This is a genomic window from Pontibacter chitinilyticus (assembly GCF_039748935.1).
Taxonomy (GTDB): domain Bacteria; phylum Bacteroidota; class Bacteroidia; order Cytophagales; family Hymenobacteraceae; genus Pontibacter; species Pontibacter chitinilyticus.
The window spans coordinates 278748-294437 of sequence record NZ_JBDIZJ010000001.1; the positions used below are offsets into that span (position 1 = coordinate 278748).

Below are 15690 nucleotides of genomic sequence, written 5' to 3' on the forward strand. Positions count from 1 at the left end.
CGGGCTGATAGAACATAAGTATAAAATGCGGCTCCGGTGCTGCACTTACTTAACCACCTCTAACCAGCCCTTGTAAGCTTTACCTGTTCGGCTACTGGTAAACAGGTAATAGTAAGTACCTGTTGTTACCCCAACTGCAGCCCAATCGTTAGCATAATGCGCACTTTTATAGATGGACTTGCCCCAACGGTTGAAAATCTCCAGTTGCAGGGTGCCGGGTTCAACGCCATTTACCACAAACGTATCGTTCTTGCCATCGCCGTTCGGAGTGATGATGTTCGGAATTTCCGGGCATTCGTCTGCCGTAACCGCGATGGAGAAGTTGTAGGTGCAACCACTCACAGTATAGAATACCTCATAAGCTCCGGGAGTGCTAACCTTAATTTTTGGCGTGGTTTGCCCGACATTCCACTGGTAGGTGGCGCCGGCTACTTCTGCACCGATGGTGATCTCCTGCCCATAGCAGGTATTCACTTCTTCCGGAAAAACATAGGCCGGCGTTGGAATCTTGGTTATGGTCACTTCGTCGCTGGCCTCGCAGCCGGCGTCGTTGGTAACCGTTAAGCGATAGGTTCCCGGCAGGGTTACAGCAATATTTGGAGTGGTAGCACCGGTGCTCCATAAAAAATGCTTTGTTCCCGGAATTCCTTTTGGAACTGTAAGCATAACCACCCCGCCGGGGCATACGGCTATATCTGGTCCTAAATCCACTTGAGGCGGTGCCACTTCCTGTACTTGCAAGGTGCTCTTGCTGGTGCAGCCATTAGAGGTTCTTACGACTTCATACGTCCCTCCCTGTGTAATTTCTATGCTGTTGCCGGTGGCCCCATTGCTCCAGCTTACCTGTCCCTCCGCTGCATCTATCGACAAAGTAGCTGTAGCGCCGGTGCAAAGGACAGCAGGACCGTTGATTTTAATTGAACCTTCCTGCAGGCTGGTTGCCGCATACTCGCCATAGTTAGCTGTAGTTTGATAGAGCAGGATAGGTACAGGAGTGATAGTCGTGTCAGCCACCTCGGTCCAGGTCGGATCAGCATTATCCTGCCGGTTGAACAGCTTTGGGGCGCAGGAGAGCGAATACTGCTTTAGCCTAAGTTTATACTTACTGCCAGTACTGCCTACTTTAAAAATGCCGTAGTACTCTTTTACTTGACCTGCATTCGTTATTCCGTTTACGGATGCCGGAGCAGCAGCAATCTGGTACAGATGAAAGCCTTTAATGGAAGATTCTGCCTGCCAGAGCGAGAAGTTAGCTATGCCAGTTACTAATTCCAGCGACGATTCCCACTTAGTAGGATATCTGTAAACACTTTTGTCCCCAACAGGCGCTCCTGACAAGGTCCACGCTGTAGCAGGATTCATGTTGCGGAAGGTGCCATTGATGCGCAGTGGACTCAAGTCCTCCGCTATATTTCCGGTGGCATCATCAAACCTATAGTACGCTACCAAACCGGTTTGCTCGTTAGAGGTAAGTTTATGGCACATGTGTTGGCGGATTTCCTCCTGTGTCAAGGCCCTGTTCCATACCCTTACTTCGTCTTCGGTGCCGCTGTAGTTTTCGTTATTGGAGACAAAGTCTTTACCTAAAGCAAACGGGGCCGTGTTGGAAAGCAAGGTACTGGTATAACCCGTTACGTCCTGACTCTGTAGTATGCCATCAACATAGATCTGCCAGGTGCCATTGTTGCAAACGCCAGCTAAATGGTGCCAGTTGTTATCATTTACATATTCCTGCGAGTATCCTGAATTTCGGTATACGCCGGAACCGTCTCTTCCTGCAAAAGCTGCTTTGCCATACTTGATGATCAGGTGATAACCTCTTTCAGAATCTCTGTCATACTTCCCTAGAATCCAATGGTATTTATTGGAACCCGTCTTTACCCAGGCTTCGGCCGTTACCGCGTTAGTGATGCCACGATTACTGCTCGTGCAATCTACATAATCCTCATAGCCATCAAAGTGCAATGCATAGCCCGGGCCTTGCGCAAAACAGGTGTTAATTGATATGAAAAAGAGAAGAGAAAAGGTAATGCGTAGAGAGGTTTTCAAAGCTATAGCAGGAGTTATTATTAATCCTTAAATATATAGCTTATTGCTAATGCGGTACAATAAAATTCTTGATTAATCTGGCCGCTAATTCACTGCTGTGGCCCTCATCAGGCGTGCCGATGGTGGCGTTGTAGTACTGTGCCCGCAGGTATACGTCCGGCTTTTGCTGCTGGTGTTGCTGAAGCAGGTGCGCCAGTGCCGCATAATCTGCAGCTGAATCCACCAGGCCATGTGTTATAAACCCATAGTAGTCGTGCAGCGCCTGCGTTGTGGAAAAGTTATAGTATACAGACCAGACGTTGAGGAGCACAGCTTCCAAGTGAATGCCGGAGGTGCCGCTGATCTGCATGTCCAACTTCCGAAGATAAGCAAAGGTTTGTTCCTGCGCTGCTAACGACAGGCTGATTTGAGGAGAGATAGCCTGCAGCGAAGTAAAATTCCGCGTGTCGCGGGGATGGGGGCGTAGTATAAAGCTGATACCCGGAAAGTCGCGGGTTAGCTGGCGAAGCGTCTGCGCTATCACTGCCATGTCGTCCAGCTGGTTGCAGCCTAAGCCAACGGTGCGGATCGTGTTATGCTGGTTTCGGAAATGTACAAAAGCATCTGCTTTGGGCATGCCGATGAGCTCCACATGCCCCTGTACCGGGCCGCACATTTTATACTTGTCTAAAGAATCCTGGCCTTCGAGCAGGCTTAATCCAAAGTGCAGCGGCGGGAAAATAGGGCTGACACTGGCATGCTGGATGTAGATGGTTTTGATACCTAGTGAATTTGCCGCTAGAAGCATGGCCCGCGCATCCGCATTATGATCGTTGGCAAACACGATAGCCGCCGGTTTATACTTGCGGAGCTTTCGCCGATATACTTCATAGAAGCCTACTGCATCGTATAAAATATCATAAAAGCGCAGCGTGGTATGTGGCTTTTGCTTCAGGAACCGGAAATACAGCGGCAGAAATTTATAATAGTAGAAGACCTTACGGCGCAGCGACAGTCGTTTTACCGTGCTGTTGTAGCGGCCGATCTCTTTGTTTTGTCCGGCTACAAAAACAGCGTCGGGTATACCTTCCTGCACCAATTGCAGGCTATCATAATTGTTCTGGCTCACCACGTATAGCCACACCGCGCCCTGCAGCTTTGTAGGTTGCTCTACCCGTTGCAACAGGTTTCCAAACAGCCGCACGACGGTATAGCCTGCCACCTTCAGGAAACGCTTCAGGGGATTAGTAGGCGAAATTGTATTCTTGGCACTCTCCGGCAGCTGGTAATAACCAGTTGAGAAGTGCAGGTGCAGGATGTTGCTGTAAAGCCTATACCACTCGTTCATGCGCTATACTAAGTCCCAGCGGAGTGGAGTCCCGGCTTTGATGTTCTGGGAAGCCGCTTTGCCGAGCAGCGCTTCATAATGCTTGGGCGCTAATCCGAGGCCCGGACGAATAACCCGGATGTTTTCTTTGGTGAAGACCTCGCCAGCAGTAATATCTTGTGCCGCATACACTGAGCGTTTAAACAAGCGGCTTTTCTCCTCCGCCCGCTGCACGCCATACTGCACGTGCCCCAGAGCCAGCTGCGCTCTTTCAGATTCTACTACCAGTGCACGCAACTCTTCGGGCTCTAAAGAGAAAGCGGAGTCCACCCCGCCATCGGCACGGCGTAACGTAAAATGCTTTTCAATTACGGTGGCGCCTAAGGCTACGGCCGCTACGGCTGCTCCAATGCCCATCGTGTGATCGGAGAGGCCTACCTGCACTCCAAAGAGTTCGCGCATATGCGGAATGGTGACCAGGTTGGTATTCTGAGGTGTGGCCGGGTAGGTGCTGGTACACTTGAGGAGGATAAACTGCTCACAACCAGCTTTGCGCAACACCCGCACCGCCTCATCCAGTTCTGAGATAGTGGCGGCACCCGTGCTGACGATCACTGGTTTGCCGGTGGCCGCTACCTTGCGCAACAGCGGGTGGTCGGTGTTCTCGAAAGAGGCGATCTTGTAAACAGGTGCTCCCAGTTCTTCCAGGAAATCTACAGCCGTTTCATCAAAAGGAGAAGAAAAAGCAATAAGACCATGTTCTTTTGCCCGCTCGAATAGAGGCTTATGCCACTCCCAGGGCGTATAAGCTTCCCGGTACAGATCATACAGCTCACGTCCCTGCCAGAGTGAATTCTCATCCTCGATAGTCAGCGCGCCGGGCAGCGTCATGGTATCAGCCGTATACGTTTGCAGCTTGATGGCGTCTGCCCCGGCGGCAGCGGCAGCGTCCACAATAGCCAGTGCCCGCTCCAGCGAGTGGTTATGGTTGCCCGACATCTCGGCAATGATGAACGGTTTTTGTGCCGGCCCTACGAGGCGACCTGCAATGGATATGTCGTGTTTCATAGTTTATACTTCTTTCGGGGGCGTCAGTTCGAGAACGTAACGATGTGCCCCAGGGTGCTGTGGTGCCGCCGTACCGTTTAAAAATCCGGCTTTTTCGAAGGCACGTATCGAAGCGGTATTTTCTGGCTGTACCAGTCCCTCCACTATCCGGAGGCCGGGACGTTGGTGGTTCAGCTTTCCTATTCCTTTCAGCAGCAATGTATGGCTTAGTCCTTTACCTCGATAGGCTTTGCTGATCAGGTAACTGATGGTAGCAGTCGTACTGTTCAGCTCAAAGCGAAGCTGGGCAGCAGGTTCTCCTTCTACTATTGCAAGGTAAATGATGCTGTTGGGATCGGCAAGTTTAGCCGTAAACCAATGGCTATGACTTTCCAGGGAAATGGGCTCAGGATTAAAAGAACGGCTACGCACCTCTGGATCGTTGTTCCACTGGTGGAGGAGCAACATGTCATTTTCGGTTGCTACACGGAGGCGCAGGCTGGTTTGCAAACGAAGGGCATCAAACACCTGTTTCAGCCGTATGTCGCTTTTACCATCGAAATGCTGCCGCTGTACCGCTACTTGTTCATCAAACACCTGCTTTTCAGGAAGCGTTGTTTGCTTTTCGAGGTGCTCATACGGGCGGGCTATGCCGGTGCTGGTTAAAAAATCATAAAGCGCCTGCTGGTTAGCAGCTGTTTGCAGGATGTAGAGCATGCCGCCAACCGCTGCGTACTCGTAGGCGATCCCACTGGCCGAGGTAACTGCCAGGGCACATACCTGCATCAACTGGCACATGGCGGTGGCGCTCAGGTTTTGGTGTAGTATACAGTTCGGTTGTTGGCCCAGCCACTGCTGTAGTTCCTGCCGGTGTTTATACGCACTTCCAACCACTACTTCTATCGTTGAGATACCAGGCCATTGGGATATGGATTGCGCCACTCGCAAAGTATGATTTTCAGGATCAGCACCTCCCATGTTGAGAAGCACGCGCAACGGAGCAGCAGGAAAGGTTCTAGTGGCCTTGGCTGCCTGCAGGAATGGATGCCGCAAAAGCGCATACGTAGGGCCCAGCAGCAGTTTGGTGTAAGTAGCCGTGGTATACGCGGCAGCTTCTACGCCTCCGGCCTGGTTCAGGACCACATCTGCTACAAAGGGATAGGCGTGAATATCGTCAATGCAAATCAGTAGACAGCCCTTGCTTTTTAGATTTTGCTGATAAGCCGTACCAAAGGTATAACCATCCAGCACCACCAGCACATCGGGGGCAATATAAGCCTCCAATTCATGTATAAAGCGATCTTCTTCGGGGGTACAGGCGGGCAGGATGATGAGGCCGTGGCATACCTGTTTTATCTGCTCCTGCAGCGCCTGGCCCGGCTGCTGTATGGCAAACACACATTCAAATTCCTCCCGCAGCATCTGTGCTAACGCCAGCGAGCGCACCACATGGCCCAGCCCGATCCGGCTGTTGCCATCTGCCCGGAAGATGATACGTGTCTTATTTGTCATGCGTGTTCGATTCTAACTTCTGCAGTACCCTGGTATAGCCTCCCTGCTTCAGAATACGTTTCGCTTCCGCAACTTCTTCCTGCTCACTGGCAAAAGCTTTTCGTTGCGTAATTTCTTCGTTTATGGCAGCCAGCCATGGATTTTCCTGCACTACTTGCTCAAGTTCTGCAAAATCAAAGTTATAATTCTTTTTATACAGCTTACTGTAGAGAAGGGATGCAAGTGCATAGTCTGCTGGATAGTCGATGGTGAGCCGAAGCTTACTAATTGCAGAGACAACGGGCAGCACCTGTGTTGTAAAGTTGCTGCCGCGTTTCATGAAAGGGGTTACATGCTCCCGGTCGGTTGTTTCGGTGGCTTCTTCCATAGCCTGCTTTAAGGCTTTAAAACTAACTACCTCTATGTTTGTGCCCAGGGGAAGGCCTTCTGTTATACTATAATCAACCTGCTTACGAAGGTGCTGCTGTACTGCTTCATTTATAGTTGCAGGCATAATGAACGGATTGTCACCTGTCAGCCGGACTACAACTTCTAACTTGTGTGCAGCAGCAGCCTGCACAAACCGTTCCAGCACATCATCTACAGAACCCCTGAAGCATGTGATCCCGTTTTTATGGCAGTAAGTTTCAACCGGATCATCCGAAGCCAAGATTGTGGTAGCCACAATCACCTGTTGCACCGCTGCCGCCGCTGCTGCTCTTCCGACTACGTGTTCTAACAGGCCAGGACCTCCGCTAAAGGGGAGAGGTAGAAGCGCTTTACCCGGCAAACGCTCTGAGCCTAAGCGAACCTGTATGACAGCTCCCACTTTTACCATGCCGTCCAGCCTCCGTCCAACACTAAGTTCTGACCTGTCATATAAGCTGAGGCATCTGATGCTAGGTAAACGAATGCTCCTTTCAGATCCTGGGGAGTGCCGATCCGTCTTAGAGGGTTCTTCTTCTCCAGACGCGCTATAAAGGCTTGGTCCTGCTGCACCTTTTCATTAGGGAAGGGGCCTGGAGTTACTGCATTGACGTTAATGTTATACTTGCCCAAATAGCAGGCGAAATAACGGGTTAACTGTAACACGCCCGCTTTTGCTGCGCCATAGTGCGGGGGATTAAGAGAAGCCGGGCTTTCCTCATAAATGCTGAAATCCGGCGAAACCAGGCCATACATGGAGGACACATTAATAATCTTTCCGCCCTGTTCCTTTAAAAAAGGTATTACCTCTCGAATGCAACGGTACACGCTATTCAGGTTACCGTCTATCCCGTAAGCCCATTCTTCATCCGATAGCTGTTCTGGCTGTTGCCCTTTCGAGTAGAAGGCATTGTTCACTAATATATCCAGTTTTCCTGCTTGCTGCGCAATGTTTCTGAAAGCCTGCTGCACGCTTTCTGTGCTGGAAATATCGCAATGCTCAAAAGAGATTTTACCTGCAGTGATATATTTAAAAGCTTCCTCAAATTTATCCTGACTTCTACCTAGCACGTATACTTGTGCCCCGGCTTCCACCAGACTTTCTGAAATGGCTGTGCCCAGATAACCATAGCCACCAGTAACTAAAGCAACTTTGTTTTGGAGGGAAAATAGCGCGTTGATGTTTCTGTTCATGTATTCGGCCAATGGTACGGCAAAAGGATAGCCTCGTTTTCTTCCTTAAACTGGTATAGCTGCTTTAGCAAGGTTTTATTAAGGTTCGTTGTGCTATAGTTGACATTTTGCTGCAGCGTCTCCAGACTTTCTACGCCAATCACCACATTTGTGATGTCTGGATTGGCTAATGCAAATCCTAGCAACAAAGCTGCTAAAGGTAGGTTACTGTCATGGGCGAGTTGTTGCAGTTGCGTAAGTTTTGCCTTGACGGGAGCAAAATACGCAGGCAGCTTATCGGGAGCTAGAAAGTATAAGCCCTGCAAGTATACGGACCTGACGTGTGCCTCCATACCCTGCTGTCGAAGACGAGGGAGCACCTCTTCAAACCGCCTGTCGAAAATGCTGTAAGGAAACTGTACAATATCTATTGGTGCTTGCTGCGCCAGAAGTTCTTCTGCCTCCTGCGGGTGGTAAAGTGATATGCCGATTTTATCAACTAACCCTAATGCTTTTACTGCTTGCAGTTCGTTTAGCACCTCTGGGTTTTGTTGGTAGGTGCTGTAGCTGTGTAGCAAATAACCATGAAGCCGCGCTATGCCAAGCCGCTCCAATGATTCTTCCAGTGCTTGTCTTATACTTGTTTGTGGACGATCTGGCGGAAACTTGGAGATGATACAGAATTCTGCTGAATCACTTTGCAATGCGTCACCTATGTTTTGCTCACTTTCGCCATAAGCAGCGGCCGTATCAAGCGTACGGATACTTGCCCTATATGCTTCGTGCAGGATCTGTTTAATTTCCTGCTGCTGTAATTGCCCATACTGGTTGCTGATACCATAGTTCAGGCCAAACTGTACGGTACCAAGTATGAGCTTTTGTGTCTTTCCTTTAGCTGCTAACGTCACTTTTGCACAAACTCCTTTACCTTTTCTATTACAAATTCCTGTTCCTCCTGCGTCAGACTGGGGTACATGGGTAGGCTGAGGCACTGGCTATAATAGCTCTCCGCTTCCGGAAAGTCTCCTTTAGAATATCCCAGGTTGCGGTAGTAGGGCATTGTGTGCGTTGGGATATAGTGGACCTGCGCAAAGATATCTTGCTCCCGCAGAAAGTCGTAAAGGCCTTTTCGATCTGCTACTTTGATGACGTAAAGGTGATACGCATGGCCGGTTTCACCGTTCGGCCCCAGCGCAGCAGGATTGGTTTGCAGCACGCTTATACCGGCTACATCGGCAAAGGCTTCGTCGTATACTTTCGCGATGCCTTTGCGGCGGGCCAGGTTTGCATCGGCGCGTCGCAGCTGTGAGAGGCCCAGGGCGCAGAGCATATCCGGAATCCGGTAATTGTAGCCCAGGTTCTGCATTTCCATGTACCAGCCGCCGTGGTTTTCCTCCAGCAGCTCCGGGTCGCGGGTGATGCCGTGGGTGCGCAGTTGCAGGAGCTTTTGGTATAGCTCCTCGTTGTTAGTGGTGATCATGCCGCCCTCACCCGTTGCAATGTGCTTTACGGGGTGAAATGAGAAGATGGCCAGGTCAGCAAATTGCCCGTTGCCGCACAGCTGTTTGGTACCCTTGCTGTTGTAAAAAAAGCCGCCTGGCGAATGGGCCGCATCCTCTACAATCCAGAGGCCGTATTCATCAGCCAGTTGCCGGAACGCCTCCAGGTTTACGGGGTTGCCCCCGAAATCCACGGGAATGAGGCCGCTGTAGTAGCCCTTAGGCTGGCGCTCTAATAGCTCCCGCACTTTTTGCACGTCGAGCAGCGCTGTGTCGGGGTCGATGTCGGCAAAAGCCACGGTGCCGCCGCAGTAGCGCACGCAGTTGGCCGAAGCGGCAAAGGTAATGGGCGTGGTGATGACGCGGGAAGTTTCGTTTACGCCCAGCGCCAGCGCTGCTAGGTGCAACGCGGCGGTGCCGTTACTAACGGCCACAGCATACGTAGCGTCCACATATCGGGCAAACGCCTGCTCAAACTCAACTACCTTCGGCCCCTGCGTCAGGTAATCCGACTGCAGTGTTTCCACGACGGCATCGATGTCGTCCTGCGTGATGTGCTGCCGGCCATAGGGGATAGGCTTGTGCTGCGACGGTTCTGAAGGTACTGGCGTGGGCATCTGAGTTAGAAAATTAGAGAGTTAAAGCGTTAGAAAATATGCGTTGAGCTCAGGTATCGTTCTAAGCCTTTGAAGGAACATTCCTTAAACTGCAAAGTTCGGATCTACATGCTGGCGGATCTGGTCGCGCAGCTGCTCTACGTTCAGCCACTCGCTGTTCGTGCCGGAGTTATACTTAAAGCCCAGCTCCACCAGCTTGCCCTTGTGCGTTTCCAGAAACTCTTCAGTTGTCCAGGTAGGCGTGGAGGGAAGAATCACATAATACTTGTCCAACTCTACAGTGTTTAGCGAGTCTGTTTCAGTGATCATTTCTTCGTGCAGCTTTTCGCCCGGACGGATACCAACGATCTCCTGCTTGCAGTCGGGACCAATCGCTTCGGCCAAGTCGGTGATCACATAAGAGGGAATTTTAGGCACAAAGATCTCGCCGCCCCAGTGGTGCTCCAGTGCATGAAATACCAGTTGCACACCTTCCTCCAGCGAAATATTGAAGCGCGTCATGTCAGGGTGCGTGATCGGCAACACGCCTTCAGCCCGCTTCTTCAGGAAAAAGGGAACCACCGAGCCGCGGGAGCCGATGACGTTGCCATAGCGCACCACCGAAAACCGGATGTCGCGCTTGCCTTTCATGTTATTCGCGGCTACAAAAAGCTTGTCGGAGCAAAGCTTGGTAGCGCCATACAGGTTGATAGGAGCAGCCGCTTTGTCAGTAGAAAGCGCCACCACGTCTTTCACGCCGCAGTCCAATGCGGCGTTGATGATGTTTTCAGCGCCCAGTACATTCGTTTTAATGCACTCCATGGGGTTGTATTCGGCGGCTGGTACCTGCTTCATGGCGGCAGCATGCACAATGATGTCGATGCCTTCGCAGGCTCGCTTAAAACGGGCGCCATCGCGCACATCACCAATAAAATAACGGATAGAGTTATACTTGCTGTGCGGAAAAACCTGCGACATTTCGAACTGTTTCAGTTCGTCGCGGGAGTAGATCACCAGGCGCTTCACATCCGGGAAACGCGCGTAAACCATCTCCACAAATTTTTTGCCAAACGAGCCCGTGCCGCCCGTCACTAATATAGACTTATGATTGAGGTCTAATGCCATGCTTTCTGTTATACTTGGGGACTATTGCTGCCCATTTGTGTTGCAAGATACTTAATTTAGATACAAGAGATGAATTGTTTGCCGGCGGAATGGTTAAATTGTTATACTTGCAGGTGTGCCGGAAGGGCGAGCCGAGGGATCTGTCTAGGCAGTCTCCTTCACACCAGGAATACTTATCTTTGTACCTTTCGGTTATACTTGCTCCCGTATGCTTAAAATGCTTCTCTTCCGGCTGCTACATGCTGCTGGTTATTATTTTCGCACAGTTTCCGTGTTCCATCATTCATCCAAAAAGATAATGGCTCCCGGTTACCTGGTCAGGTTTAATAAGGAGGAGACCACTTTCCTGGAGCAGGCGGCGGCCAGTTTTAACTATAGCATTGATTATAGCCTGGGGTACCGGCAGCGTGAGCAGTACCTGGTGCCCCTGCAGGATGTAGCGTTTCTGGGTAATTCCGGGGCACTGGTGCAGCAGGGCCGCATTGTGCTGGAGTCGGTGTTTGATGGGAGCCGCCTGGCCAAATCTGCTGCTTTCAAAACACCTGCGCTGCTGCTGCCCAAGTATAAACAGGGCCTTTATACTTCTGTGTTGCACCTGCCCTGGTCGGGCAACAGCAATTACCACTGGTTTATAGATTGCCTGCCGCGGCTCTTCTATGTGCTGCAAACAACCCAAGCACCCCTTTATATTATTATGCGGCAGGACCTGCCGGCCTACCAACTGCAAACTCTGCAATTTATACTACAACCGTACCGTCATGCCTCTGCGGTATTTATCGGCAAGTATGAGAAGTGGCAGGTAGAAGAATTTATACTTCCCTCTTTTGTGGCCGGTGCGCAAAGCGGTTATTTGCCTGTGGCTATCAGCAACTGGCTGCGCGAGAACATCTGGCGGGGTTTTGCTGTGCAGGGCCATACTTCCGGGCGCCGGCTCTATATTAGCAGAGCAAATGCCTCTAAGCGACGTGTGCAGAATGAATCCGAGCTGCTGCCGGTGCTGGAACAGTATGGCTTTGAAGTGGTGCGGGCCGAGGAACTGAGCTATCAACAGCAGGTGCAGCTATTCTACAACGCGGAAGCAGTGGTGGCTCCGCACGGCGCTGGCCTAACCAACCTGCTTTTTGCTGCACAGTGTCAAGTATTGGAGCTTCATCCGGCCAGCCAGATCAAAACGCATTACTTCCTGCTCTGTAAAGGGCTGGGCTTTGGCTATTCGGCAGTAATCGGCTCGCCAGGAGATGCACAGGAGAACTTTACGGTGTGTGTATCAGAAGTGGCGCACTGGCTGCAGGAGCAAGTAAAAGGGTAGTATATAAAAAGCCCAGCGGATTGATACATAGTTCAGCGGATAATGTAATCGGCACTTCCTGCAGCTAAGTATAAATACTTGTTTGAAGCTCCATTTAGCAGGTTTTGGAGGAAAGTATTCAAGGCTACTTCCTATGTTTCACTACTGCTTACGGCTCCATCACTACTTGGCTTTATTCCACCAAACCATCTATTCACTGTAAGAGATCATCAGGCATCTTGAAAACCTGTGATTAATCTTTATATTAGTTAAAGAATATACTAAGGAGAGGATAATTTTGAGAAACAGGCGAAGGATAATCACAGAATGTCTGTTAACAGATTCCCATACGTTCGCACACAATGTCAATAACCGTATGTTCACGCTTTCCTAGTAGTTGGCAAAAATGTAATAGATGAATGAAACAGGTAATTACAGCGATTTTAGTCATGCTAACTCTGGTTGGATGTACAGACGAAGAATCGTTTGTAGAATCTGATAAGTACTATCAGGAAGAGTTAAGGGCATACAATGATGTGTTCAATGAAATTGCGGATACTACTTTCTACTATAGAAAGTTAAGGGAGCAAAATGCTGAGCAGGCTGTCTTCTTTCTTTATAGAAATCTGGAAGCTATAGATAACAGTGGAAAGGAGAAAGAGCCGTTAGAAGAGTTCGTCACAGTAGCGTTGGAAGAGCGACCTCATAATATTACAAGGTTCGTAGATTTCCCCAGGTATAGGTTTACCCCTGCGGCAGAAGAGAAGCTACAGCAGCCTATCCGCTTGGACCTGCAAGAAGGTGAGGAGTGTATGTATAGATGGTTCACGCTATCAAGAGTTCTCTTCGATTCAAATTTCAGGGAAGGGATACTTTACTACAGAAAGTGGTCTGGAGACATGGCTTCTGGTGGTGGAACGCTAAGAATAAAAAAAGTAAAGGGGAAGTGGGTGGTGATGGAAAAAACACTTGCTCCTGTCGCTTAAAAAACAATTGTGCCAACCATAGCTATAAAGTAGCTATGCCACTTCATAGCCAAATCCGTTAGCAGCAATAGAAACGATGAAATTGATTAAAAACATTTTACCCAAAAAATTTGAAGAAATCATCGATACAGGTGAATTCCAAGATGAAGGCGGAATTAAAATCATATCCCTTGACTATTATGCTGATGACCTTAAAGTAGAGTTTTCTCTTGATTTAGGGGATGAAGATAAACCTAATCAATTGTGGGAGCTACAGATAGATGGATTAAGAGACCAGAAGATTGTTGTGGATTGGGCAAATAATCTGGAATTCTATTCTGACCATTTCTTACTGTGGGAGTTCACCCAAAACCATACAAGTCTATACTTCAAAAAGAAAGCTGATAATCCAGATAAGCTTATAGCCGACATCTTTAAAACCCATAGAGCAATTTTTGAGAAGTGGTTTGATGTAGAAAAATATATTAGCTCATTCTTCTTCGGACTTTGTAACGAGAGTAACGGGCTTTTTGCAAATGGACCTATGGAAATACTTGATTACTATCATAGAGTCCTCAAAAAGAATAATACGGAGCCGTATTACTATGGTAGCTCTGAGCCGAAAAGATGGGATGGTGAACAGTGGGTAGTTGAAGATAAAGATTTGAAACTCCTAATTATGGGCGATAGCTACTTTGTCGGAAAAGGATTCACCTTTCAACAAGTATGAAAACTATAACTGCTAACACTGCACAGGTTCCATGTTCGGCTTTGCCTCACTCATAGCCTATACCAATCGTTATGAGCAATTTTTCGAAAACAGAGTGAAAGCTCAAGGTTTTCCTAAATAAGCAATTATAAAAAGCTGAGATATCCATAAACATGAATTTGCAGGACAATCGAACCGATAATACTATAGCGAACAGGTTGACGCTTGTGTTATTTGTTATTTACCTGCTTGCTTTATTTTGGATCTTAGTATTAAAGCTAGGTGTCCGTTTTTCTTATATGGAAAACAGGAGTGTAAACCTGATTCCGTTTCATGAGCCTTTAATCTTAAACGGTAAAGTTGATTTTAGCGAAATGATTCTGAATGTCCTGATTTTTATACCACTTGGTATATATGCAGGCATTTTGTTTAAGCGATGGCCTTTCTGGAAGCAGCTTTTCTTCTTTTTCTTGGTTAGTTTAACATTTGAAGGACTTCAATATATCCTGAAAGTTGGCGCTTTTGATGTTACCGATCTTATTACAAATACTGTAGGTGGTGTTGTTGGATTACTGATATTGAGAGCCATTGAAGCAATCTTTAAAAGTAGCGTGAAAGCACAAAAATTCGTAAACATTGTGGCAGCTACCGGCACCGTATTGATGATTGTATTGCTCTCTCTACTAAAAATGGACATGCTACCAATACGCTATCAATAAGGATGAAATCGTGTTTTAAGAACATGCTGAAAACAAGAATAACGATGCACAACTCTGTGTAAATGCCTGCTTCTTATACTATCCACGAGTACCTGTTTTCGTTTAAATAGAACTTACCATGACAGCAGAGTATCTGATCAGCGTTAGAAAGCAATTCGAGTATTATAAAATGCTCGGTGATAAAACATTTGAACAATTGACAGATGATCAGCTATTCTGGCAGTATAATGAAGAGAGTAATAGCATCGCTGTTATCGTGAAGCATTTATGGGGGAATATGCTGTCTCGGTGGACAGACTTTTTAGCTACAGACGGAGAAAAGGAGTGGCGTGATAGAGAGGCAGAATTTGAGAACAGCATTAAAAGCAGGGCAGAACTATTAGCCAAATGGAATGAGGGGTGGAGTTGCTTATTTAGTGCACTTGGGTCTGTCAATGAAGATAATTTTGGCACTACCATTTACATCCGGAATCAAGGACACACGGTGATGGAAGCTATAAACAGGCAGCTTGCCCATTACCCCTATCATATAGGGCAAATTGTGTTTATAGGGAAAATGGTGCGCAACGCGCAGTGGACATCGCTCTCTATTCCGCGTGGAAAGTCAAAAGCTTTCAACCAGGAAAAGTTTTCGCAGCCAAAACATAACGAACATTTTACGGACGAGTCTCTCCACAAAGAAGTATAATGGGTGCTAACTCTGTTCCAAAATCCATAACCCACAACATGAAAATAATAGCTTCTTTGATCGTGCTTAGTACCGTCCTCCTGTCCTGCGGCACAGAAGCGAAACAAAGTGCGATGAAGCCGTCACCTATGTCGATGGTAGGGACATGGCAGCTCCTGAACGCCACCTTAATAGAGAAAGGTGATACCACAGTGACGGATTACACAAAAAATCAATCTTTTATCAAGATCATCAATGAGACACATTTTGCTTTTTTACAGCATGATCTGGCTCAGGGGAAAGACACAGCTGTCTTTGTTGCCGGAGGAGGTGAATATGCGCTCAAGGATAGCTTGTATACGGAGCATTTGCAGTATTGCAGCGCCAGAGACTGGGAAGGAAATGATTTTACCTTTCAGGTTAGCATTCAGAATGATACCCTCGTGCAGCGCGGCATTGAAAAGGTGGCAGAGGCAGGTGTAGACAGAACAACAATTGAAAAGTATGTTAAGGTGCATCAATAGCTTTCAGTAAGGTGTACCTGAGCAGTTGATCAAAGAACCGGCTTTCCCTATAAAATAGCCGCAAAACTGTAAGCGAACGCATTTCAACAAATCGCCATCAAAGCCA

General features: G+C 48.3%; 15 protein-coding genes. 6 read left to right on the forward strand and 9 right to left on the reverse strand.

Annotated elements, in window-relative coordinates:
- Positions 1–45 precede the first annotated feature (45 nt).
- The 9 genes from ABDW72_RS01160 to pseB all read right to left on the reverse strand — a co-directional run bounded on the left by ABDW72_RS01160 (position 46) and on the right by pseB (position 10712).
- Entirely contained in the window at positions 46–2049 is a 2004-nt protein-coding gene (locus ABDW72_RS01160) for a LamG-like jellyroll fold domain-containing protein (RefSeq protein ID WP_347156601.1), read from the reverse strand.
- A 46-nt stretch (positions 2050–2095) separates the two neighbouring features.
- Complete coding sequence (locus ABDW72_RS01165; RefSeq protein ID WP_347156602.1) at positions 2096–3376, reverse strand: hypothetical protein; 1281 nt, start codon at positions 3374–3376, stop codon at positions 2096–2098.
- Positions 3377–3379: 3 nt separating this feature from the next.
- Complete coding sequence (pseI, locus tag ABDW72_RS01170) at positions 3380–4423, reverse strand: pseudaminic acid synthase (protein WP_347156603.1); 1044 nt, start codon at positions 4421–4423, stop codon at positions 3380–3382.
- Positions 4424–4426: 3 nt separating this feature from the next.
- Complete coding sequence (pseG, locus tag ABDW72_RS01175; protein WP_347156604.1) at positions 4427–5914, reverse strand: UDP-2,4-diacetamido-2,4,6-trideoxy-beta-L-altropyranose hydrolase; 1488 nt, start codon at positions 5912–5914, stop codon at positions 4427–4429.
- A complete protein-coding gene (locus ABDW72_RS01180; RefSeq protein ID WP_347156605.1) occupies positions 5904–6731 on the reverse strand; it encodes a cytidylyltransferase domain-containing protein in 828 nt (275 codons plus the stop codon). Before ABDW72_RS01180 ends, pseG begins: the two co-directional genes overlap by 11 nt.
- Positions 6725–7513, reverse strand: a complete 789-nt coding sequence (locus ABDW72_RS01185; protein WP_347156606.1) for an SDR family NAD(P)-dependent oxidoreductase — start codon at positions 7511–7513, stop codon at positions 6725–6727. The genes ABDW72_RS01180 and ABDW72_RS01185 overlap by 7 nt, the downstream gene beginning before the upstream one ends.
- Entirely contained in the window at positions 7510–8400 is an 891-nt protein-coding gene (locus ABDW72_RS01190) for an aldo/keto reductase (RefSeq protein WP_347156607.1), read from the reverse strand. Before ABDW72_RS01190 ends, ABDW72_RS01185 begins: the two co-directional genes overlap by 4 nt.
- Positions 8397–9608 (reverse strand): UDP-4-amino-4,6-dideoxy-N-acetyl-beta-L-altrosamine transaminase, encoded by a 1212-nt coding sequence (pseC, locus tag ABDW72_RS01195; RefSeq protein WP_347156608.1) that lies wholly within the window; start codon positions 9606–9608, stop codon positions 8397–8399. Before pseC ends, ABDW72_RS01190 begins: the two co-directional genes overlap by 4 nt.
- Positions 9609–9692: 84 nt before the next feature.
- Positions 9693–10712, reverse strand: a complete 1020-nt coding sequence (pseB, locus tag ABDW72_RS01200; protein ID WP_347156609.1) for a UDP-N-acetylglucosamine 4,6-dehydratase (inverting) — start codon at positions 10710–10712, stop codon at positions 9693–9695.
- 298 nt (positions 10713–11010) lie between these two features.
- Here pseB and ABDW72_RS01205 point away from each other — a divergent pair, with 298 nt between their 5' ends.
- The 6 genes from ABDW72_RS01205 to ABDW72_RS01230 all read left to right on the forward strand — a co-directional run bounded on the left by ABDW72_RS01205 (position 11011) and on the right by ABDW72_RS01230 (position 15584).
- Positions 11011–12021 carry a glycosyltransferase family 61 protein gene (locus ABDW72_RS01205; RefSeq protein ID WP_347156610.1) on the forward strand — a complete coding sequence of 337 codons (1011 nt, stop codon included), beginning with the start codon at positions 11011–11013 and terminating at the stop codon, positions 12019–12021.
- Positions 12022–12419: 398 nt separating this feature from the next.
- The gene (locus ABDW72_RS01210) at positions 12420–12986 is read left to right on the forward strand and encodes a hypothetical protein (RefSeq protein ID WP_347156611.1); all 567 of its coding nucleotides are present in this window, start codon (positions 12420–12422) and stop codon (positions 12984–12986) included.
- A gap of 76 nt (positions 12987–13062) precedes the next feature.
- A complete protein-coding gene (locus ABDW72_RS01215) occupies positions 13063–13695 on the forward strand; it encodes a hypothetical protein (RefSeq protein ID WP_347156612.1) in 633 nt (210 codons plus the stop codon).
- Between the two features lie 152 nt (positions 13696–13847).
- Positions 13848–14393, forward strand: a complete 546-nt coding sequence (locus tag ABDW72_RS01220) for a VanZ family protein (RefSeq protein WP_347156614.1) — start codon at positions 13848–13850, stop codon at positions 14391–14393.
- A 118-nt stretch (positions 14394–14511) separates the two neighbouring features.
- On the forward strand, positions 14512–15081 hold the full coding sequence (locus ABDW72_RS01225; protein WP_347156615.1) for a DUF1572 domain-containing protein: 570 nt from the start codon (positions 14512–14514) through the stop codon (positions 15079–15081).
- A gap of 38 nt (positions 15082–15119) precedes the next feature.
- Positions 15120–15584 carry a hypothetical protein gene (locus tag ABDW72_RS01230; protein ID WP_347156616.1) on the forward strand — a complete coding sequence of 155 codons (465 nt, stop codon included), beginning with the start codon at positions 15120–15122 and terminating at the stop codon, positions 15582–15584.
- The last annotated feature ends 106 nt before the right edge of the window (positions 15585–15690 follow it).